We start from the raw sequence: 19,342 nt of genomic DNA on the forward strand, positions 1-19,342 counted from the left end.
CCAAATTTAGTTGTTTGACGCACTAATTATGGCTCTGGCTTTTAGCTAACCCACGATATTGGAGGCTAGCACCTCGTGGGGTCATTATGTCTATGTTTAAGAGGTCATACATGAAAATTAAAATCGGCGACATGATCGCGATTCCAGTTCAACAACATAAATTTGTATTTGGTCGTGTATACAATGACGCTACGATTGCGATTTATGAGTTTTTGTCTGACTCTACAAGCTCATATAGAGAAGCATATAAAAATAATATTCTCATGTTTTCAGGTTTTTTTGATAGCTCAATAAAAAATAAGAAGTGGAAAATTGTGGGTCATATTAAGTTTTCAAGTGCTGAAGAAGCTTGGGCACCCCCAGTTTACATACAAGATGTTATAGATCCGAATAAGTATAGAATTTACCATAAGGGTGCAATGAGAAACTGTTTTAAGTCAGAAACCTTCGGCATAGAAAGGCAAATAATGAGGAAGCCAGAGGAGCTCGTTGAAGCGATTAAAGCAAGAATGGCGTTTGAAAATTAAACATAACAAACAATTTAAGAGGGATTCCCCACGCTTGGCATTTTTGGTTTGGGTCAAGTTTAGTGTTTACAGCGCCCAAATTTAGTATCGTGGTCGCGTGGCTCACCCCTTAATTGGGCGTTAGCAAGCAAATTGCAATGGGATACTGGGTGTGGTTGAAAGCTCTAGAATGCCCACGAGGCGGAATCCCGCATAGTAGCCCGAATCTCGAATCCACAATAGGCTTTCAACCATTAGCTGTAATGAATATAAGCTCTGTTATCACAGGCTATGCGGCCTATAAACTCCACAACTGACTAAAAATTACAATATGTAATGAGGTAAAGCAACCTTTTTGTGGAGTATTGCTTTCAGTGGGGAAGTTCTATAGAAATAATAAAATAATAGAAGGTAACAATTGGTAAATGTATGTTTTAGTGGGAAGTTAATCTTTAAACCGCATGCTAACAAGAGACTATGGCGTCAATAGTTAATTTTTGGCGCTATCCTTATCCCACATAACACCATCTCTTAGCATCGAATTTAAGATCACAACCATCTTTCTCATGCAGGCAACTATAGCTACTTTTTTGGGTTTTCCTGCCGCAAGTAATCGTTCATAAGTCGCCTTAAAAACAGGGTTACATTGGATGGCAGACATCATTGCCATGTATAAAACTGTGCGAACTTGAGCACGACCACCTTGGATCATCCGCTTGCCTTTGAGACGTCCACTTTCTCTGGTTATTGGAGCGAGGCCTATAAGAGAAGAGGCTTGTTTATTGGTGATAAAACCGAGTTCAGGAACATTACTGATGATTGAGGCTGATGCTATTTTCCCTATCCCTGGCATGCTTTGTAGTATCTCATTTTTAGCTTGGTATTCAGGGCAGGTATCGATGAGTTTTGATATCTTTTCTTCAACTTTGGCGATTTGATTTTTGAGGGCAGTTAAGATTGGTTTAATTGAGGATGCTAGGCTCTGAGGTAAAATCTGTTGTCGGTTTTTCTCCATCGTTTGCATTGACAGTAACTGATTACGTCTTGTAACTAAGTCACTCATTAGTCGTATGTTTTCGCTCTTTAGTTGTGTCAGTTTAGGTTGTATAGCTTCACCAAAATGGGCAATAAGAGCGGCATCTAGACGGTCGTTTTTTGCTCGACGCCCAATAGCTCCTGCAAATCTTTTAACGTGCAATGGGTTCGCAATAACATAGGGTAACTTCGCTTTATCACAGGCGAATATGAAAGGCATTTCCAGTCGGCCTGTAGCTTCGATGACAACGCGTCTAGGTCTATGTTTAGTAATAGTCCTAATTGCTTCCTTGATGCCTTTTTCATTATTGGGAACGGTGAAGTAAATATCGAGAGGACGAATATAAATGTCTAATTGTGACTTGCCAGTATCAACGCCGACATTAATGTTTTGAAGTGTGTTTGTATTCATAATAAGCTAACTCTTGCTTGCAAATGCGGGCTCGAGACCCAGAAGACTATTCGAGTGTGGTGCTTGGAGTTCTATCTGGCGTTCGTACTTGTTATCGGTCTCTCGATAGAGGAACCAGCATTTAATCGAACTACCAGATAGAAGAACTTTAGTTGCAGCTAAAGTCTGGGTCTCACCTTACCCGATTGGAGCGCTTATTATCCATACAAGCATTTAAGAGTGATTCCCAACGCTTGGCATTTTTCATTCCATCGTTGGGTTTTGTGTTTACGGTGGCATGGTTAGGTTTAGCGGTAGCGTTGCTCATACCTTAGCTGTTTGGAGAAAAAATTATATGGCAGCAATTTTTAGTTTTAAATGTTCGAGTTGTGATGAAATTCATGAGGGATCACCAAGCTTTTCATTTAGGGCTCCAGATCCATACTTAGAGCAATCAGATGAAATACAGGAAGCAGGTAAACTTGGAACTGATCTTTGTTACTACAAGGATCAGGATGGTTATCATTACTTTGCTCGAGTTGTTATTGAAATCCCTATCATAGGTATGGCGGATCCATTTTTGTGGGGTGTTTGGGTTTCGCTAAGTCGGGAAAGTTATGAACACTATCTTGATACTTACGAAGAACCTGATGTGAACAAGAATTACTTCGGTTGGCTTTGCAATTATCTCCCGTATTACGAGAGTACCTATGCAATGGCAACAGATGTTTGCCCTAGAATGGATGGTGAAAGACCATATCTAGTTATTCATGAAACAGAGCATGAATTTTATTCCGACTATATCAATGGTATTTCAGTTGAAAAAGCTCAAAAAATCGCAGAATTGTGCATGCACGGCTAACAAGGCAATCAAGATGATGCGTTACACTCGGCGGCTTTGGTATGGAGTCGGTGCGCTTTGTTGATTCTTTGATCTTATCGCAGGCGTTAGATTTCTTTTATCAAATCCACCAATGGTAAACATTTGCAATGTTGAACTTTAGAATTACAAAATACGATCCTAAAAATAGAAATTCCGATGGGCAGTACAAAGTTGATGAATGGACATGTCCGTCAGAAGTCGGGAAAAAATTTAACGGAATTGAGTTTAAAGCATCGGAATACTTTGAAGTTGAAGAAAAGTATATAAATGCTGTTATAGAGTGCCTCCAGTCTAAACACATTAAGCACCTTCGAGTAGTAGATCTTGAATCTAGATTTCTACAAGATAACCTTTCGGATAAAAGTAGTCAGTGGTTAGTTAGCGAAGAGTTTAAGGATATTGCTCTCTTTGAAGACAAGAAACTCGAAATAGATTGCCTTACAGTTGTAATCAAGATGATTTTAAGGGGGTTTTTGTGGTGCAGATTAGAAATTAATGAACAATTTAGTCTTAGGTTTGGTTGGGACTACTACATGTATATCTGTTGCAATAATTTAAATGAGAGCACGATTGAAAAAATGAATAAAACGGGATTGTTTGTTGAGCTACTTGAACCACTTTACGATATGAAACGTTGTAATTTTTATATCCAAACGTGTCGCGCTGACGAAGATGGAGATAGCTTAGTTGAAGAAGAAACAATCCTTAAAACCATGACTCGAGAAAAAATAAAGAAAGGTTTAGGTCTTTCTGATGAACATACTGGAAATCATAGTTTTGATATAACTCCTCAAAATTATGCAATGTTTAAAAATGACTTTGAGTTTAACTTCACGGAATATGAGTATTGTCTGTATTGCGACAAGATTTACATATAGGTAAATGAAATCTAACAAGTTGCTCAAGTATGACGCATAAAGCTTGGCTTGCGCTCCTTCGTCGATAATTTTAGCCAAGCTTTTCGCGCCTCTGAGCACGGCGCTACATCCCATAAAGGAATTCGAGTATGAGCTATGATTTAGGCTTCTTTTCCATAAAAGAAGGTGTCACAACGGCGGAAGTTAGGGCTGCATATCTAAGTAGCTGCGAAGGGGCAGCTCCCCCATGGCCGAAGTCAGAGACGCTTAATTCATTCATGTCGGCCTTAGAAAATGAATATCCATGCATTGATACTCTCTCCGATGATGAAGTGGATGACAGTCCTTGGTCATGCGGCTTCGATAAAGGTGAAGGTCACATAATCGTGAGCATGGTTTTTAACCGTGCATCTGAGGTAGGTAATTTCGTCTGGAGTTTGCTCGAACAACATGAACTTATCGTTTTTGACCCTCAAACAGATAAAGCTTACATAGGTAATAATGAGCTTCCAGAGAGTCAGGAAACTAAAAAATGGTGGCAATTCTGGAAGTAAGAGTTAACAAGGCCAGCCAGAAGGACCAAAAGGCCGCCGCTTCGCTCTGGTTTTTCGGCCCCTGCTGGCGGCGTTAAGGCTCTAAGGAGTAATATTTATGTTTGGAAAGATCTTCATCGACTCTTCAGGTTGTGAGTATGGAGTTCTTCGGAAAACGGAAGCGACTACACCCGGAGAGTTATCTGATGTATGTGTAATTGCAGAAGATGAGTGCGGAAACTACTTCATACTAAATTCCCAGGGGGTATTTTTCTGGGATCACGAAACATCGGGTAGAACTTTTCTTAGTGCCTCACTACAAGAGTTTGAGGAGAGTTGTTTTGAACCTAGATGTATTGAGCTATCCGAAGGTCAAGTAGTTTCTAGCTGGATAGATCCAGATTTTGCAAAGTTATATGGTGTAAAAACAAGCTCTAACAGATAAAGATTAAGCTTTGCGTAGCCAACGTAAAGTCCTAAGTGTTGCACAAGCCTGAGTCTCTAAATACTTAAATTGTGCGTCCTGCACGTCAGTTTTACTACTTGCCATCTTCGTAGTTATTGATGGTTTGCTAATTTAACCAGAACATCTGGCACATTGTTGTCCAAAGTCGTCACAATCTGATTCCAAACATATGGCATTATCTAGCTCGAAATTGATCCCAACTTGTTAGAACACATGCTCTACTCAATTCAGAGGGCGTGCGTTTACCCTACTAAAACTTATTCGATTGATTTGATAACTGTTCACCCCGTCATTAGGCGACATCTTGTAGTCTAATTTCCCTCAATGTGTCGTAATCTATTGATTATCAGTTGAGTTGACATGAGAATGACTGCGTTTCCGAAGGGTGAAAAACGACAATTTGTGTTACAGAATACAAGCTGACGGAACGAGATGCTGTGGTTGATACTAGAAGTGGACGAGTATATCCGTAGGTGATGTGAGGGTGTTGGATACGACATTAAAAGTTCGAGATGCCACAAGTTTTCAGGATTCAAGACCATCAGGCAACCTAGTTAGAATCGTAAAATTTATTAAGGAGGACTTAATGTATATTTCAAGATTTTTGATAGCTTTAGTCTTAGTATCAAATGTTGTTTCAGCTGAGAGGTTAAATATGGCTGAGACAGGAATATTAAATTTTTACTATTCATGTGAAGAAAAAACGGAACAGTTGTGTGTAAAGAGTATTGACTCAACTGTCGACAATCGAGTGTTAATTACATTTTCATTCGATAGTAGGAATACGAACTTTAATTATGAAGAAGAGCAGTGGATTTATTTTGTTAGGAATCAGATGTTTATTCTTCTATCAACACTAAATCCTGAGGCGGAAAAAATGTATTCTGACGAACACCGTGTCTATGACCTTTCATTGGATAGTCTACAACAGTCTAGCGTTGTTGTGGGAATGGAAGCTCTTATTAATGATAAGAATTATGCTGGGTTTAGCATGTTCTTTTACGATGATGAGATTAAAGTTGGTGAAACTCTAATCCCAACAAATATGCGAGCATTGGCATACTATAATGAGTCACAAGGTGCCATAAATATAAAGGATTACTAACGAGGACAGGTACCATAAAGAATATTGCCCAGCAACTCGTTGCGCTATCCTTATTTTCAGCTTACGCAACCATCACTCATGAGTCAACTGATGCGTTTGTAGGCTATTGCGACGAAAAATGTGAATTGAAGAGTTAATGAGACGCGATAATGCAATTGAGAGGTACACATTTTAAATTCTGAGTTGATTCAGGCTGACTCAATTTGAAACGCGTGCACCCTTTGTCTATACAAACTGGATCTGAAGTTGTTAAGAGTTTGGCGAGATACTATGTAAAAGGGCTTGTTGCAAAAATTGAAGATGTTTCTGAGGTGCCTATCTGAGCCCCTTTATTTATTCATGGTTTACTAATGTTCGATTTTCCGAAACGCGTTTCTGTCCAAAACTCAGCTTCATCAGGAGCAGTGCTTACTCCCCAAAAGTTTCGATCTTAGTTGTCCATCGACGTTTAAAACGGTTTCTCTGGCGTGATGAACTGATCACATAGCCATTTCATTGCTTGATCATTCATGTTTGGACGATTCCATACCAAGCTGTATGCGACTTTTCCATAATCGAAAGGCAATGGCTTCGCGATGAGCCCTTTGGCTTGCAGGGCTTTCTGTGACCATAACTTTGAACAGGTAAATAAGTACGGTGTTTGATGGCAAAGCACGGCGGCTGAGCCAAAGTCAGCAACCGAAATAGCGACGTCACGAGGTTTGTGGCACTGCACCAAATTTTGTTCAAAGAAGGGCTGTGAAAGCTCGTTATCAAAGATGCCGATGTGTTTATAGCTGAGGTAGTCCTCGATAGTCAGCGCGGTATTGGCTAGTGGATGCTCTGCTCCCATCAAACATACCATCTCATCAGATAGGATGGTCTTCCATACCAACTCTTTGCTTTCAGTCGGTGGCTGTGAAATATCGTGAGGCAGTATAATAGCATTCACTTTACCGCTCAAAAGCGAGTCAAAGCCGAACTGCTGTTTCGAGTATACCTTTAGCGCTGCATTAGGGGCTAACTGAGTGGTGATCTGACTGATGGTTGGAGAAAACACTTCAAAGGTACTCTCACGCATCGATAGGGTGAAGCTGCCTTGGTAAGTCTCAGGAACGAAGCTCTTTTGATGCAGAAGGCCGTTCATGCTCGATAAAATGGCATGTACGGTTGGTGCGATTTGGTGCGCAAACGGAGTAGGGATGAGCTTGGTACCATCGCGGTAGAAAAGCTCATCATCAATAATCTCTCTAAGCTGAGAGAGTGTTTTACTGACACTGGATGGCGTTACATACAACTGTTCCGCAGTTTGGGTCACGCTATGAGTATTGAGCATAACGTGAAGAACAGTAAGGTGTTTAAGGCTAACGCGCGATAGGTGGAGATAATCCATCTCTACTCCAGAATCAAAGAACGAGTCTGGATTCTAACGCGCTAGCTTGTGATGAGCACGCGAAAAGTGACCAGCGCAGAAAGCACCGACAATAGAAAGTTCGCCCGCCAAACAGAGGGCTGCACACACTTCTGCCAACGCTTGCGATTTGCCGTTGCCGTGTAGCCCTAATAAGTCCAGACACGCTCTCTGGCTTGGTAAACCTGTACCACCACCCACAGTGCCGAGCATCAAGTTCGGAAGGGTGACGCTAGCGTACAAGCCGCCTTCTTTGTTGAGTTCCATACGAGTCATACCAATAGCCGACTCAGCCACACATGCCGCATCTTGACCGCAAGCGATATAGAGCGCAGCCAGTGCATTCGCGTAATGGGCATTGATACCAATGGTGCCACTTAGTGCGCCGCCGACAGTGGTCATCTGTCCAAACTGAACCATTTTCTCTGGGGTTGTATGAAGGTACTTCTCGACCAACTCCGCAGGAATATTCACTTCTGCTGTCACTTTTTTACCGCGCACACTGCGCAGCGTCTGCGTATTGGCTTTTTTGTCGCCAGATAGATTGCCATCAAGAAACGCATGGTCAGGTTTCACGGGTGTATGTTCAATGATGTACTCGAACACGGCATTGGTAGCAATCGTCACCATGTTTTGACCAGAAGCGTCGCCTGTCAAAAACTCAAACACAAGGTAAACGTGGTTGCCTTCGATGTTGCAACTGATGTCAGTGAGTTTGCCGTGCGATGTCGTAGATTCTGCAAGCGCTTTAAAGTGGTCGTATTGCGTCACTACCCATGCGACGAATTGACCAGCTTGAGCTAAGTTCTCGAAGGCAAACCCAGGAGTGCGAGTCACACCTTCATTGAGCAGCATCGCGCTTGCACCACCACAAGCAGAAATAAGCTTAGAACCACGGTTATACGAAGCGACGAGAGCAGCTTCTGTCGTCGCCAATGGCACCAAATAATCGCCTTCGGCAAACAGACCGTTTACACGCAGTGGGCCAGAAATACCGACAGGTACTTTAACGGTGCCAATGAAGTGTTCGATGTTTTTTTCGTAGGCAGAAAATTGCGAAAGGGTATGAGCGTCAAGCAGTTCAGCTTGGCTTTCTGCATTATCAAGTGCTGTCCAACGGCGGGTAAGGTTTTTCTCAGTCAAGTAAGGGCTTGGAGTCAGCTTTTTACTTGGCTTGTCGAAATGGGGTTGAAGCTTTTGTTCTAATTCTTCTGCGGTGATATCGCCACCTAAGATTGAAACATAGTCGCGACGGTGCAGGTTGAGTTTTGGCATAATTATTATTGGTACAGTTGGAACAGCAAGAGATATTTTGCGCTGATTCTACCGAGTAATGAGGGAGAAACAAGCGTCAGATATAATGAGTTACAGTTTGTGCAGCAATCGACAAAGAAACACGAGGCTTTGTTCAGAGATTATGAGCAAGCTGTTAATCGCCATATTAGATATGAATGTCTAACAGGCTTCCAATGGCTTCATTCTGGCGCTCGATGACAGAAGCGCCCACGCGATTGTAACTGGCGCTTTGTGTGAGTTTTACTAGCGCATCGCTGTGAGAAGGCATTGGTTCAGTAACGGTTCCTTTTTGAAGTGGGTCTGCAGTAGGGAGTTGATTAAAGCTGAGGTCGCTTTTAGGTGCCATTTCTTGCTCTAACTGAGGTTCATTCTGAGCAAGCTGATTCAGCTCCACAGTCGCTTCTTCCGCCATGTTGGCAGACTGCTGCATGATTGCGTAACCAGAATGTATACCTGAAATGGACATTCATTGACCTCGTTAAATTCCTAACTTGAGTTTAGGTTGGCTAAATATTGAACGCAAGGGAAATGTGTGATCTATGAGTAGGTTAATTGTAACTAAGTGGTCGTTAGGGGAAGGATATAGGAAATTCGGTGCTGGCTGGATTGTACTAAGAAATCAATCCATCAAACTATTGAAGAGATGATAAACGGGCTGATTTGTGGAGACGTGTGAGTGAACTGCTATATTGATAAGTTGTCAGGCGTGGTAAGAAGGCAACGCTTGATAGTAGATCAGTAGGGAAGATAAGGGAGCTGTTTAGTCGAATTGATATTAACTAAACAGCTCGCTTAGTGCTTTCATTTCTTCGTCCGTAAGCAAAGGTTGTTGCTTATTTTCGACTTTACTGTCGATTGTCTCGTCGATTTCACCTTGCAGAGCGATAAGTTGTTGATTGCTCAGTAGATGAATCTGCTGTTTTAGAGCTTCGAATTGTAGTGCGTTCATGATACGGCCTTACGTCATCTGTTACGCTACTAAAAGCATAGTACCCCAGTAGCATAGATCCAGTAAAATGATAGGAAAATCACTAAATATTTTGTGATTCCAATTTATAAGACAACTATAAGTTTATGTGACCAATTTTTGTCCGAGAAATGTCAGGCAAAGTTAGTGCTCGGTCAATCAAAGTCAGAGGATTTTAGTAATGTAAATTTCGATGGTGCCAGTAATGACGGGGCTTGTTAGAGTTTGGCTCGTAAGTTGTTGATTTATATGGTATGGCATTGAGAGTAAAAAGATAGCTCAAGGTGGATGAATTTTGAGCTATCTTTTTGTTTGTTATAGGCTTTGTTTTTGTATGGTTTTTTAGCGTTCTGTTGAGCTATTTATTGAACGTTACTTTAACCGCAAACTTAGTTGCTAAGGTATGCAATTCAGGCAGCATTCGGTAGATAAGGTGGAGTTGTTGCAACACCATTCGGACAGAACTTTCGTCTTCTTCTCGCCATTCACTCAAACGATTATCCAATTCAGGGTCGTAGCTATTTTTGATTTCACATTGTTCACTATGACTATGAAGTTGAGAGTACAGGGCATCTAAGTGCTCGTGAATAACGCGATGTGCATCTAGCACTAGCTTGTGAGTCGCTTCATCATCAATACGTGTTCTGTGCGCGCCTAATGCGGAGATGTAGCTAAGTAGAGCATGGTTGAGAGTCAGGAAACGAAAACTCTCATCGACTGAGGTTCGATATTTGCCGGGTTCTACTAACATGCTACTAATCGCCACGGTTAAGTTGGCATCGTTGTTGTGCGCGCTACGACGAGCGATACGATAGCTGAGGCTGTCTTTCTTGCCGATACGATATTGCCCAATGATCTGCGCCAGATAGGATTTATTGGCGTCTAGTGCATCGGCCATCACTTTATGCAAACGCTTCGACTGCCAATCCGGGAACAGGTAAACGACCGCAAGTACGGCCAATGCACAGCCAATAAAGGTATCCGCAAGTCGAGGCAGAACCACGGCATAGCCTTCACCGAGTTGATTGAAACAGAACAGCACCAATAGCGTGATGAATCCGGTGGCAAACCCGTAGTTATTAATACGGAACGCAAAGAACATCACACCGCTGACCACGATAAACACCAGTTGACTCTCTTGAGATGGGAAGAAAGTCAGCAGTGGGACACCAATCAACAGGCCGGCCACGGTACCAATCACACGCGCAGTGAGCTTTTGACGAGTCGCACTGTAGTTTGGCTGACACACAAAAAGAGTCGTTAGCAGGATCCAGTAACCTCGCTCAATCTCGAAGCCCTGAATGATTCCATAACCCAACGTCAGCGTCACCGCCATACGTATAGCATGACGAAATAGCATCGAATCCTTGTTTAGGTTGGCGCGTATTCTATGCCACATAGCCTTTAGAGTGTGAGGGTTGGTGTCATCTAACACATCTTCTTCAAGCTTCTCGGCATCTGGGTTATTGATGTTTGATAGCTGCTTTTCTACTGTCGCTAAGTTGTTAAATAGGAAATCGAGCTGACTAAGCAGTGGTTTCCATTCCGGACGGTTTTGTTGATGAAGGTGGTTTAAAGAAGACATCAACTCATCTAAAGCCAGTACTGACTTGTCACTGTGTTGATATTCCGCCCCGACTTTCAGAGAACTCGCGATCTCATGACAGGCTTTTGCTTGTGCCTCTAGTAGATATTTAAAGCGGAATAGTACGTCTGATCGTTCAAAGTGTTTCGCCAGCTCTTGATAGCGATAGTGGGTAGAGCTGACGCGCTCATGGATATCTTGGGCGATGAAATAGGTATTAAGAAAGCGGTCGCTTGGCCCATCAATGTGGCCTCGCTTAGAGCGATTCAGCAGCGTGGCTTTACACATATTGAGGGCATTAACTGTGCTTGCGTTGAGTTTCGCTTCAATAATGCGGTGTGGTTGAGGGACTAGATCGGTAACTGGATAGAATAATTCCGCCTTAGACTCCATGTAGTTGCCAATCTGGTCAAAAACGGTCGCAAGGTTTTGTTGTACAGGCTGCATTGGCCAAACGATTTGCCAAATCATCGACATAAAGTAGTACCAAGCCGCACCGGTTAACAGTAACAATGGCTGGAACCACAAATTAGTGCTTTCGTGTGCACCTAGCATGGTGTAAATAGCCACAAGCAGAGAGCCAAAAGCGATACTGGCGTATTTAGGACCAATAGCACCAAGCATGATGAATGCGAATGTCGACGTGAACAAGCCAATCGCGAATAGCCATGGCGTTTCGAAAAGCAGTTCTATGGAAAAAGCAGCAATGGCAAAACAGATAAAGGTTAATGTGAGTGCTTTGAGCCTTCCGGTAAAGCTATCGTCACTTTCAGCCAATGCGGCGGCAATAACGCCAAGAATGAGAGGGGTGATTAACGTATTTTGTTCGTAGTACCAAGCGGGCACCACGACACCCAATAAGGTGATAAGAATGAGGACGCTGTAATTTATGGTTTTGTTCGCCCAGTAGAGGCGTAAATTATCGGAGAAGTTCACAGTCGCTCGCTATTCAAGCTAAAAACATAATCCTAACAGAAATCAAGCACAAGAATTTGATACTAATTCATAATTAACTCCAGGTGGTCATGAAAACGGCGATAAGAAATGGGATATTATTAATTCTTATTGCAACATGATATAAATTCACTATCTCCCAATTAAGAGCAAGCCCAATGCAGCTAAGCGCAAATAAGACTGCACAGTTTTTTATCCAAAATGAATATCATCAAGTTGAGCTCGATGGCTCACGTTTACTTCTCTCATCTGTTGGTAGCGAGGAGCGTATCCCGTTCACGATATGGAGTGGTAAGGTCGCGATAAAACGCGGTTTGTTTTGGGGATCATTGCAGTTCTTTGCCAATACGCATGAAGGAAAACAACGCAGCTGGCTAGTTCAAGGTTTGCCATGGGATGAGTGCCGACAATTTGCTCGTAGCGCCGTAACTGCTTACCAGCAGTGGCACGATACTCAATGTGAACAATTGGCAGAACATGTACCTGAATGGGAAGCTGAGCTAACACGTCTTGAGCAACTCCCAGCTTTTTTGCCGCACTCTCAAGTCGATCAATGGGTAAATAAAGTCAATCAAGGCTTAGAATCGATGGTGATGACCCTTGATGAAGCTGCTCTGCGCATGCCCAAACGAATCGCCCGCCTTTCTCCATGGTTACTCGATACGGAAGAGCAGCAAGCTGAGCGCAACCGACTATGGCTCGATCGCGAACGTCAAAACTGGGAAGTGTTATTTGCGCAGTGCGAGTCTTCACCACTTAACCTTTCTCAGCAATATGCGGTGTTGATGAACGACGATCATAACTTGATTTTGGCGGGTGCTGGTTCGGGTAAAACCAGTGTTCTTACCGCCCGTGTAGCTTATCTGCTGCAGAGTCATCAAGCTCACGCAGAGGAAATGTTATTGCTGGCGTTTGGTCGTGAGGCTGCTGACGAGATGAAACAGCGCCTAGATAGCAAGATTGGCCTCTCAGCCGAAAAAGTGCAGGTGAAGACATTCCACCAGTTAGGACTCAAGATCCTTAACCACGTTGAGAATGAACCCGTGACCATTTCTCCATTGACATTGGACAGTAACCAGCGTCAAGCTTGGTGTATCGACTGGTTGAAAAAGCACTGGATGACACCAACTAACTTTAAGCGTTGGCAAAAACACCTCGCTAAATGGCCTATTGCTTACCTGAAAGGTGATGAAGAGCTGGGTAGCCACGTTTCCAACCTTAAGCTAATTGGATGGTTAGAGAAGCAATTAGAGCAACTCAATAGCTCGGGCTTAACCAAAAAAGAGGTTCAGCAGCAGCTTATCGATCACCCAGATTATACCCGTTTGAATAGTGAGCTTGCGCTTTGCTGGCCGTGTGTGACCGCTTGGCAGAAGAATCTGAAAGAGCAGAATCAAATCGATTTCTCGATGATGATTAGCCGCGCCACTCAATACGTGGAAAAAGGACGATTTATCTCGCCTTGGAAGTTCATCATGATCGACGAGTACCAAGATATCTCTCCAGACCGCTTGGCTCTAGTTGAAGCTCTATGTAATCAAACCAAAGCGGAACATCAAGCGTCTATCTTTGCGGTGGGTGATGACTGGCAATCTATCTATCAGTTTGCTGGTGCGGATGTCGATCTGACCACAGGTTTTAAAGATCGATTTGAAAGTTCGACGATTCATCATTTAGACACAACTTATCGTTTTAATAACCAATTAGGCGCGGTTGCGAATCGATTTGTGCAAGAGAACCCGATTCAACTGCCGAAAGAGCTCAATAGCTTTAAGCAGCAGAAGCAGAAGGCGGTTTATACAGCACCGAGTAAAGATGTTGAGAAGATCCTCGATCAGCTCAACCGCCAAGTAAAAGGAAATGCGACTAAGTCAGTATTGCTGCTAGGGCGCAACCATTATCATAAACCTGAGTTGTTAGCGGATTGGCAGAAGATTTACACGTCACTAGACATGAGTTTTATGACCTGCCACGCAAGTAAAGGTAAAGAAGCTGACTTCGTGATCATTCTTTGTGTAGATGAAGGGCAATTCCCAACGAAGAAGAAACAGCTTCATATTGATGGCGCATTAACAGAGTCTTCAGATAATTTCCCTTATGCTGAAGAGAGAAGACTGTTCTACGTCGCAATGACACGAGCAAAGGAAAAAGTCTGGATTACTCACAGTGGTGATGGTTCTGGCTTTGTACAAGAATTGCATCAATCGGATTATCCGGTTGTCCGTAAAAAATAAACCGTAGCCAAGCCAACATTTTTGGTAAGGAGGCCGAAATGGAACATGGTTCGATCAATTACATTGAGTTTGCAGCAAAAGATTTAGACAAGACCAAAGCGTTCTTTGAATCCGTATTTCAGTGGCAGTTTGAAGATTATGGGCCAGAGTACACGGCTTTTACTGCTAAAGGGTTGATGGGTGGTTTTTATCAGTCTGAGTTAGCTTGTGACGCGAGCGCTGGTGGTGCTCTGATGGTGTTTTACAGCCAAGGTTTAGAACAGACTGAGCAAGAAATAGTGGAAGCGGGTGGCATGATTAAGCGAGACATCTTTGCTTTTCCGGGCGGCCGACGTTTTCATTTCTGCGAACCAAGTGGGAATGAAATGGCGGTGTGGAGCGATAAGTAAGCTCTATCTGTTTGAGCACGTTTTCTAGTCGTGCCAAAATATTCGTCGTTACCAAATAAAACAGCCTGCAAATGCGCAGGCTGTTTTTGTATTTGTATTGCAGAGCTTAATTAAGTGCGGTCTGCTAAGTATGCTTCGTAATCTGGGATCTCAATCGACACTTCTTCTTCAAGCATTGAAGAGTTAAATAGGAAGTTTGCCGTTGCACGGTTTGTTGCCACTGGGATGTTCCATACACTCGCAATACGCAGTAGTGCTTTCACATCTGGGTCATGAGGTACAGCATTAAGTGGATCCCAGAAGAAGATCATCATATCGATCTTACCTTCAGAAATCAGCGCGCCAAGTTGTTGGTCGCCACCCATAGGGCCACTGATCATGCTCTTAATCGCTAAGCCAGTCTCTTTGCTCAGTAGATGTCCTGTTGTACCTGTCGCGTACAGAAAGTGCCCTTGTAGTTTTTCTTTGTGCTCTTTTACCCAACGCAGTAATTCTGGCTTGAAGTTATCATGAGCCACTAAAGCGATGTGCTTGTGAGCAGGCATCGTACGTGTTGTTTTTTGCATGAATGTTTCCTAAATTATTGGCTTATATTTTTTGATTTTTTCAATTTCTAATTAGCAATATATCACTAAGGTGTGACACTGAATACCGGACGAAACTCAGAAGGTGACAACGAATCGGCAATCACCTCTTTTTTGAGAGATGAAGGCGTTAATGCTTCAATTTTAGGCACTTGATGAAACTCATAAGGCTGTTTTCGCAGGTAGTGTGTCGCTTGGTTCACGGATAAGCGGCCTTGCTCGACCATCTTATCTGTCGGCGCGAATAGCACCTTGTCACGAAGTAACCCACGGTAAACGCCGTGACTCAAGTAACTTGAGACCAATCCAATCTCTTTTTCTTTATTGGCTGCTCTGACTTCACTGATGGCCGCTTCAATTGCGACCGCGCTACCAACGATGTATTTGATATTTGGTAAATCAATCACCTGTTGAACGAGATTTCTCTGTAGCTCTTTGTCATTATCCGCCCAATAACTTACAGCAATATTAATATCACTGGATTTAATCGCGTCATAAAAGCCGATGGCAACGGGCTTAGTACCACCACTTGCTTGTGGGCCAAGTAGCAAAGCTATGTCTGTTTTTCCTGAGCCCTTCGGGTGTCTTGCTTTGAGAAACTCACCAACTTCATAACCCATTTGCCACCAATCAACCCCCACTGTGCCTTTAAGCACCTTCTCTTTTTGAGTGTCGCTAAGGTTGAGCTCGTTCACGGTGGCGAATACAGGAGTAGAGCCTACCCATTTGGTGAGGCTGTCATAGAAGGCATCAGGAGAGACGGTTCCTAAGATAATGGCATCTGCTCCCCATTGATTACATAACTCAAGTTGCGACGCCTGTTTACCGATATTTGGGTAACCGCCAGCTTCAAGTACACGTAGCTCAATCTTCTGTTCTTTTGCTTCTGAAATCATGCCGTAATTGACCGACAACCAGTAAGAGTCTTTCAAGTGTGGGTAGATTGCGCACACCTTCTCTTTCTGTTGCGTGACAGAAGAAATCTGGTCTTTGACTACTGCTTTATTGTCCGCTGTGAGGTCGTTTGCGATAGCAGAGTAACTGGCCGCACTCAGTGAGCATGAAACTAGAGTTGAAACTAAACGTTTAGATAGCATGAATTGTCAGTTTATTGGCTTTGGATAAGAAACACTGCAAAATATAGCGTATTCTGCATGGGTAAAGAAGAACGTTTTAAGGTTATGGGTTTATGTTGTTAGCCACAGCAAGTATAGGTAGAAAGCTGCTCGCCTCATTTTTGGTGATGGCCTTATTGGTTGTCGTGTCAGCTCTAATTGGTGTGTCAGGCTTTAGCTTTGTGGCAAAAACAGAACGAAACGTTGTGGATTCCGCACTGCCAGCAATGATTGAGGCACGTCAGGTCTCAGAATTGAGTAATCGTATTATTGCATCGGTGCAAACCCTGAGTAATGCGCGTAATGAAGAACAGCGAAAAGAGGCAGGTTCAGAACTGTTTGAGCTACTCGAATCCTTGCTGCGTCATATCAAAGAGTTGGGTTCTGATAGCTTTGATTCAGAATTACTCAGCAACCTAGAAAATAATGTTCAGAGCGTGATCAATACCTTAGCGGAACTTGGTGTCTCGGTAGAGCGCAAACTTTGGCTGACCAAGGAGCTTGGTTCTCGCGTAGAAGAAATGCGATTGTTGGCAGAGGAGCTTGAACAACTTACCCGTACTCAAGTATTGAATACCGCAACCATCGCCGTAGCCAACGTAACTCACATCTATGACCTACTAGAAAAGCAGCAGACTGACCGAGCATATAAAGCGCTGGATGCCTTAGTCGAGGTTGATCTGGATCTTTCTGAACGCCTGCACGAACTGCATCTTTTGGCGTTTAAGATGCTCAATCAGATCGAAGAGACGCCAACGGTTACTGATGTCGATCGTATTCACCAAATTCAGACTGAGTTTGAATCGAATCTAAAAATCATGGCTCGTCGTGTCAAAGCCGTGGAAGACCCAACCCGTTCAGAACAGATGTCGCAGCTTCTGGATGAGCTTCGTCGCCGTCAGGTGGTGTTTGACATTGCACTGGAGAAGTCAGAAAACGCCAAGAAGTCAGAATTCTTAATGCAGAAAACACTGGAGTTGTTTTCCCAGTTAAATACCACAGTCAACGTACTGGTGGATGATTCGAACCGCAGTACTAAAGAGGCGGTTGATGAGCTGACCACCACCTTGAATTACGCTCAATGGACACTATCGGTTATCTCGTTGATCGGTCTATTCATCGCTGCCTTTATTGTGTGGCGTGTGGTGTATGTCTCGGTGGTGAAAAGGCTTGCCGAGTATTCCGTTGCTTTGATGTCGATAGCTCAAGGTCGCTTGAATATCGATATATCAGTTAAAGGTAACGATGAACTTGCCCACATGGGTCAAGCGATCATTACTGCGCGAAATACCGCTCAAGCACTACAAGTGGTAGCTGTTGGAGAGGCCAAAGCTAAGCGTGAGCTAGAAGAGCACAAAGAGCACCTTGAAGAGCTGATCACGGAACGCACTTATCAGCTGCAACAAACCAATGAAAAGCTCAACATTGAGGTTGTGAACCACGCTAAAGCACGACGTGCCGCAGAGCAAGCAAGCCGAGCTAAATCGGCGTTTCTTGCCACAATGAGTCACGAGATTCGTACACCAATGAATGGGGTATTAGGTACGGCGAGGCTGTTGAAGGATACAGGGCTCAACTCTTTGCAATCTGGCTATGCAGACATCATTAACCGCAGTGGTAAGAACTTACTTGCGATACTCAATGATGTTCTGGATTACTCAAAAATCGAAGCTGGCCACTTAGAGATCCGCGTTGCCTCTTTTAACCTACATCAAATGGTTGAAGATACCTATCAGTTGATGGAGGGAAGAGCCTCCGAAAAGAGCATTGATTTCAGTTTCCACATCGAAAGTGATGTGCAAACTTATTGGCGCGGCGATGTGACACGTCTCAGTCAGATCTTGAATAACTTGGTTGGTAATGCGATTAAGTTTACCGATAGCGGCTCTGTTGATATCTACATCAGCTTGGATATTGAAGATCCAAATCGCGTGATGTTTGAAGTCGCGGACACTGGCGCAGGCATTAAAGCCGACGAGCAGCAATGCTTGTTTGATGCCTTTAGCCAAACAGAGAGTGGTCGCAACAAAAAAGGAGGTACTGGACTGGGCCTCGCGATCAGCAAAAGTATTTTAACCGCGATGAATGGTGATATTGGCGTACACTCAGAAGAGGGCGAGGGTAGTCAGTTCTGGTTCTCGGTTCCGCTCGAGTTGGGTGAAAAAGTAGAAGTTCAAACTCAGACGGTAGAGGCATGTGTTAAAGCCAAAGTACTCTTGATTGAAGATAACCCGGTTAACTGTATTGTCGCAGAGGGTTTCTTGAATAATCTTGGACACCAAGTTGCCATCGCGACGACAGGTGAACAGGCTCGAGAGCTGTTTAAAGAGCAGGACTACGATATTGCGTTGGTGGATATTAATCTTCCTGACTGTGATGGCACTGAGCTTATTCGAGATCTGAAAAGCGATCTCAAGGTGCTCAATAGTCATTCTGACCAACAGCGAACAGAGCCGCCAATGATTGCCGTCTCTGCTCACGTGTTCAATGAAGAAGTGGAAGAGTATTTAGCTTCTGGTTTTGATGGGTTCTTGCCAAAACCGTTGGAGAAAGAGGCGCTGGCAAGGCTGATTAGTGCGCAGCTGACAGGGCGTCGACTGTTACTGCCACAGCCTGATCCATCCGATCGTATGTGTAGTGCTCAAAAAGGCGAAATTGATTCGGTAAACGAAGTGGATGACGCAACAAAAGAACAGCAGGAGGTGGATGTGTTGATCATTGACCCTAAAGTCATCGAGGGTGACTTGGCGATTCTAGGTAAAGAGAAAATGCAGTCGATTGTGGGACTGTTCGAAGAGAGCTCGCAAGTTATTCTCGATGAGTTAAAGGCGGCGAGCGAAGCGAAGAACTCGCGAGAAGTGAAGTCGCTTGCGCATAAGCTGAAAGGCTCAGCAGGCAGCTTGGGTCTAGGTAAGCTGCATCAAGCTTGCTTAGCGATTGAAGCGGCAGCTGAACCTTTGAGTGAATATGGGAATACCGCAGACACGCTAATTGAAATAGTCGATGCGTCGAATCAGGCTCTGAAATCTTACTTTTAGAAACGATGTTCAAG

The 19,342-nt window shown here is 43.5% G+C and carries 17 protein-coding genes; 9 read left to right on the plus strand and 8 right to left on the minus strand.

The window, feature by feature from the left end; translation table 11 throughout:
- Positions 1-110 precede the first annotated feature (110 nt).
- Positions 111-527 (plus strand): Imm26 family immunity protein, encoded by a 417-nt coding sequence (locus tag VFDL14_RS06880; protein WP_032552276.1) that lies wholly within the window; start codon positions 111-113, stop codon positions 525-527.
- Positions 528-996: 469 nt separating this feature from the next.
- On the opposite strand, the gene VFDL14_RS06875 is transcribed toward VFDL14_RS06880, so the two are convergent.
- Positions 997-1,953 (minus strand): IS110 family transposase, encoded by a 957-nt coding sequence (locus tag VFDL14_RS06875; protein WP_032552277.1) that lies wholly within the window; start codon positions 1,951-1,953, stop codon positions 997-999.
- Positions 1,954-2,287: 334 nt separating this feature from the next.
- On the opposite strand from VFDL14_RS06875, the gene VFDL14_RS06870 reads away from it, so the two are divergent.
- The 5 genes from VFDL14_RS06870 (at position 2,288) to VFDL14_RS06855 (ending at position 5,776) form a co-directional block, all read left to right on the plus strand.
- Complete coding sequence (locus VFDL14_RS06870; RefSeq protein ID WP_032552279.1) at positions 2,288-2,794, plus strand: DUF2199 domain-containing protein; 507 nt, start codon at positions 2,288-2,290, stop codon at positions 2,792-2,794.
- A gap of 128 nt (positions 2,795-2,922) precedes the next feature.
- On the plus strand, positions 2,923-3,693 hold the full coding sequence (locus VFDL14_RS06865; protein WP_032552280.1) for a hypothetical protein: 771 nt from the start codon (positions 2,923-2,925) through the stop codon (positions 3,691-3,693).
- 128 nt (positions 3,694-3,821) lie between these two features.
- Positions 3,822-4,226, plus strand: coding sequence for a hypothetical protein (locus VFDL14_RS23675; protein WP_050487448.1), 405 nt, complete (start codon positions 3,822-3,824; stop codon positions 4,224-4,226).
- Between the two features lie 97 nt (positions 4,227-4,323).
- Complete coding sequence (locus VFDL14_RS06860) at positions 4,324-4,650, plus strand: SMI1/KNR4 family protein (RefSeq protein WP_032552282.1); 327 nt, start codon at positions 4,324-4,326, stop codon at positions 4,648-4,650.
- A 607-nt stretch (positions 4,651-5,257) separates the two neighbouring features.
- The gene (locus tag VFDL14_RS06855; RefSeq protein ID WP_032552283.1) at positions 5,258-5,776 is read left to right on the plus strand and encodes a hypothetical protein; all 519 of its coding nucleotides are present in this window, start codon (positions 5,258-5,260) and stop codon (positions 5,774-5,776) included.
- Positions 5,777-6,224: 448 nt separating this feature from the next.
- Here the strand turns inward: VFDL14_RS06855 and VFDL14_RS06850 are convergent, their stop codons facing one another.
- From VFDL14_RS06850 to yccS, 5 genes are all read right to left on the minus strand, one after another.
- Positions 6,225-7,148 (minus strand): LysR family transcriptional regulator, encoded by a 924-nt coding sequence (locus tag VFDL14_RS06850; RefSeq protein ID WP_032552285.1) that lies wholly within the window; start codon positions 7,146-7,148, stop codon positions 6,225-6,227.
- 33 nt (positions 7,149-7,181) lie between these two features.
- Positions 7,182-8,441, minus strand: coding sequence for a hydroxymethylglutaryl-CoA reductase (locus VFDL14_RS06845; RefSeq protein ID WP_032552286.1), 1,260 nt, complete (start codon positions 8,439-8,441; stop codon positions 7,182-7,184).
- Positions 8,442-8,607: 166 nt separating this feature from the next.
- Positions 8,608-8,928, minus strand: coding sequence for a hypothetical protein (locus tag VFDL14_RS06840; RefSeq protein WP_032552287.1), 321 nt, complete (start codon positions 8,926-8,928; stop codon positions 8,608-8,610).
- 309 nt (positions 8,929-9,237) lie between these two features.
- A complete protein-coding gene (locus VFDL14_RS24735; protein WP_167332351.1) occupies positions 9,238-9,411 on the minus strand; it encodes a hypothetical protein in 174 nt (57 codons plus the stop codon).
- 376 nt (positions 9,412-9,787) lie between these two features.
- A complete protein-coding gene (gene yccS, locus VFDL14_RS0123325; RefSeq protein WP_032552289.1) occupies positions 9,788-11,950 on the minus strand; it encodes a YccS family putative transporter in 2,163 nt (720 codons plus the stop codon).
- A 176-nt stretch (positions 11,951-12,126) separates the two neighbouring features.
- Between yccS and helD the strand changes: the two genes are divergently transcribed.
- Together helD and VFDL14_RS06830 are read left to right on the plus strand one after the other, a co-directional pair.
- Positions 12,127-14,202, plus strand: a complete 2,076-nt coding sequence (helD, locus tag VFDL14_RS06835) for a DNA helicase IV (protein ID WP_032552290.1) — start codon at positions 12,127-12,129, stop codon at positions 14,200-14,202.
- A gap of 38 nt (positions 14,203-14,240) precedes the next feature.
- Positions 14,241-14,591, plus strand: coding sequence for a VOC family protein (locus tag VFDL14_RS06830; RefSeq protein ID WP_032552292.1), 351 nt, complete (start codon positions 14,241-14,243; stop codon positions 14,589-14,591).
- A gap of 110 nt (positions 14,592-14,701) precedes the next feature.
- Here the strand turns inward: VFDL14_RS06830 and VFDL14_RS06825 are convergent, their stop codons facing one another.
- Together VFDL14_RS06825 and torT are read right to left on the minus strand one after the other, a co-directional pair.
- Positions 14,702-15,157 carry a methylglyoxal synthase gene (locus VFDL14_RS06825; RefSeq protein ID WP_032552293.1) on the minus strand — a complete coding sequence of 152 codons (456 nt, stop codon included), beginning with the start codon at positions 15,155-15,157 and terminating at the stop codon, positions 14,702-14,704.
- Positions 15,158-15,222: 65 nt separating this feature from the next.
- On the minus strand, positions 15,223-16,272 hold the full coding sequence (gene torT / locus VFDL14_RS06820; RefSeq protein WP_032552295.1) for a TMAO reductase system periplasmic protein TorT: 1,050 nt from the start codon (positions 16,270-16,272) through the stop codon (positions 15,223-15,225).
- A 92-nt stretch (positions 16,273-16,364) separates the two neighbouring features.
- Between torT and torS the strand changes: the two genes are divergently transcribed.
- Complete coding sequence (torS, locus tag VFDL14_RS06815) at positions 16,365-19,328, plus strand: TMAO reductase system sensor histidine kinase/response regulator TorS (RefSeq protein WP_032552296.1); 2,964 nt, start codon at positions 16,365-16,367, stop codon at positions 19,326-19,328.
- Positions 19,329-19,342: the final 14 nt, after the last annotated feature.

Source organism: Vibrio fortis, from assembly GCF_000695685.1.
Taxonomy (GTDB): Bacteria; Pseudomonadota; Gammaproteobacteria; order Enterobacterales; family Vibrionaceae; genus Vibrio; species Vibrio fortis_A.

What these genes read in the sequence shown, in the direction of transcription:
- VFDL14_RS06880 (WP_032552276.1), top strand. Translation starts at nt 111, where the DNA reads ATGAAAATTAAAATCGGCGACATGATCGCGATTCCAGTTCAACAACAT.
- VFDL14_RS06875 (WP_032552277.1), bottom strand. Translation starts at nt 1,953, where the DNA reads ATGAATACAAACACACTTCAAAACATTAATGTCGGCGTTGATACTGGC.
- VFDL14_RS06870 (WP_032552279.1), top strand. Translation starts at nt 2,288, where the DNA reads ATGGCAGCAATTTTTAGTTTTAAATGTTCGAGTTGTGATGAAATTCAT.
- VFDL14_RS06865 (WP_032552280.1), top strand. Translation starts at nt 2,923, where the DNA reads ATGTTGAACTTTAGAATTACAAAATACGATCCTAAAAATAGAAATTCC.
- VFDL14_RS23675 (WP_050487448.1), top strand. Translation starts at nt 3,822, where the DNA reads ATGAGCTATGATTTAGGCTTCTTTTCCATAAAAGAAGGTGTCACAACG.
- VFDL14_RS06860 (WP_032552282.1), top strand. Translation starts at nt 4,324, where the DNA reads ATGTTTGGAAAGATCTTCATCGACTCTTCAGGTTGTGAGTATGGAGTT.
- VFDL14_RS06855 (WP_032552283.1), top strand. Translation starts at nt 5,258, where the DNA reads ATGTATATTTCAAGATTTTTGATAGCTTTAGTCTTAGTATCAAATGTT.
- VFDL14_RS06850 (WP_032552285.1), bottom strand. Translation starts at nt 7,148, where the DNA reads ATGGATTATCTCCACCTATCGCGCGTTAGCCTTAAACACCTTACTGTT.
- VFDL14_RS06845 (WP_032552286.1), bottom strand. Translation starts at nt 8,441, where the DNA reads ATGCCAAAACTCAACCTGCACCGTCGCGACTATGTTTCAATCTTAGGT.
- VFDL14_RS06840 (WP_032552287.1), bottom strand. Translation starts at nt 8,928, where the DNA reads ATGTCCATTTCAGGTATACATTCTGGTTACGCAATCATGCAGCAGTCT.
- VFDL14_RS24735 (WP_167332351.1), bottom strand. Translation starts at nt 9,411, where the DNA reads ATGAACGCACTACAATTCGAAGCTCTAAAACAGCAGATTCATCTACTG.
- helD (WP_032552290.1), top strand. Translation starts at nt 12,127, where the DNA reads ATGCAGCTAAGCGCAAATAAGACTGCACAGTTTTTTATCCAAAATGAA.
- VFDL14_RS06830 (WP_032552292.1), top strand. Translation starts at nt 14,241, where the DNA reads ATGGAACATGGTTCGATCAATTACATTGAGTTTGCAGCAAAAGATTTA.
- VFDL14_RS06825 (WP_032552293.1), bottom strand. Translation starts at nt 15,157, where the DNA reads ATGCAAAAAACAACACGTACGATGCCTGCTCACAAGCACATCGCTTTA.
- torT (WP_032552295.1), bottom strand. Translation starts at nt 16,272, where the DNA reads ATGCTATCTAAACGTTTAGTTTCAACTCTAGTTTCATGCTCACTGAGT.
- torS (WP_032552296.1), top strand. Translation starts at nt 16,365, where the DNA reads ATGTTGTTAGCCACAGCAAGTATAGGTAGAAAGCTGCTCGCCTCATTT.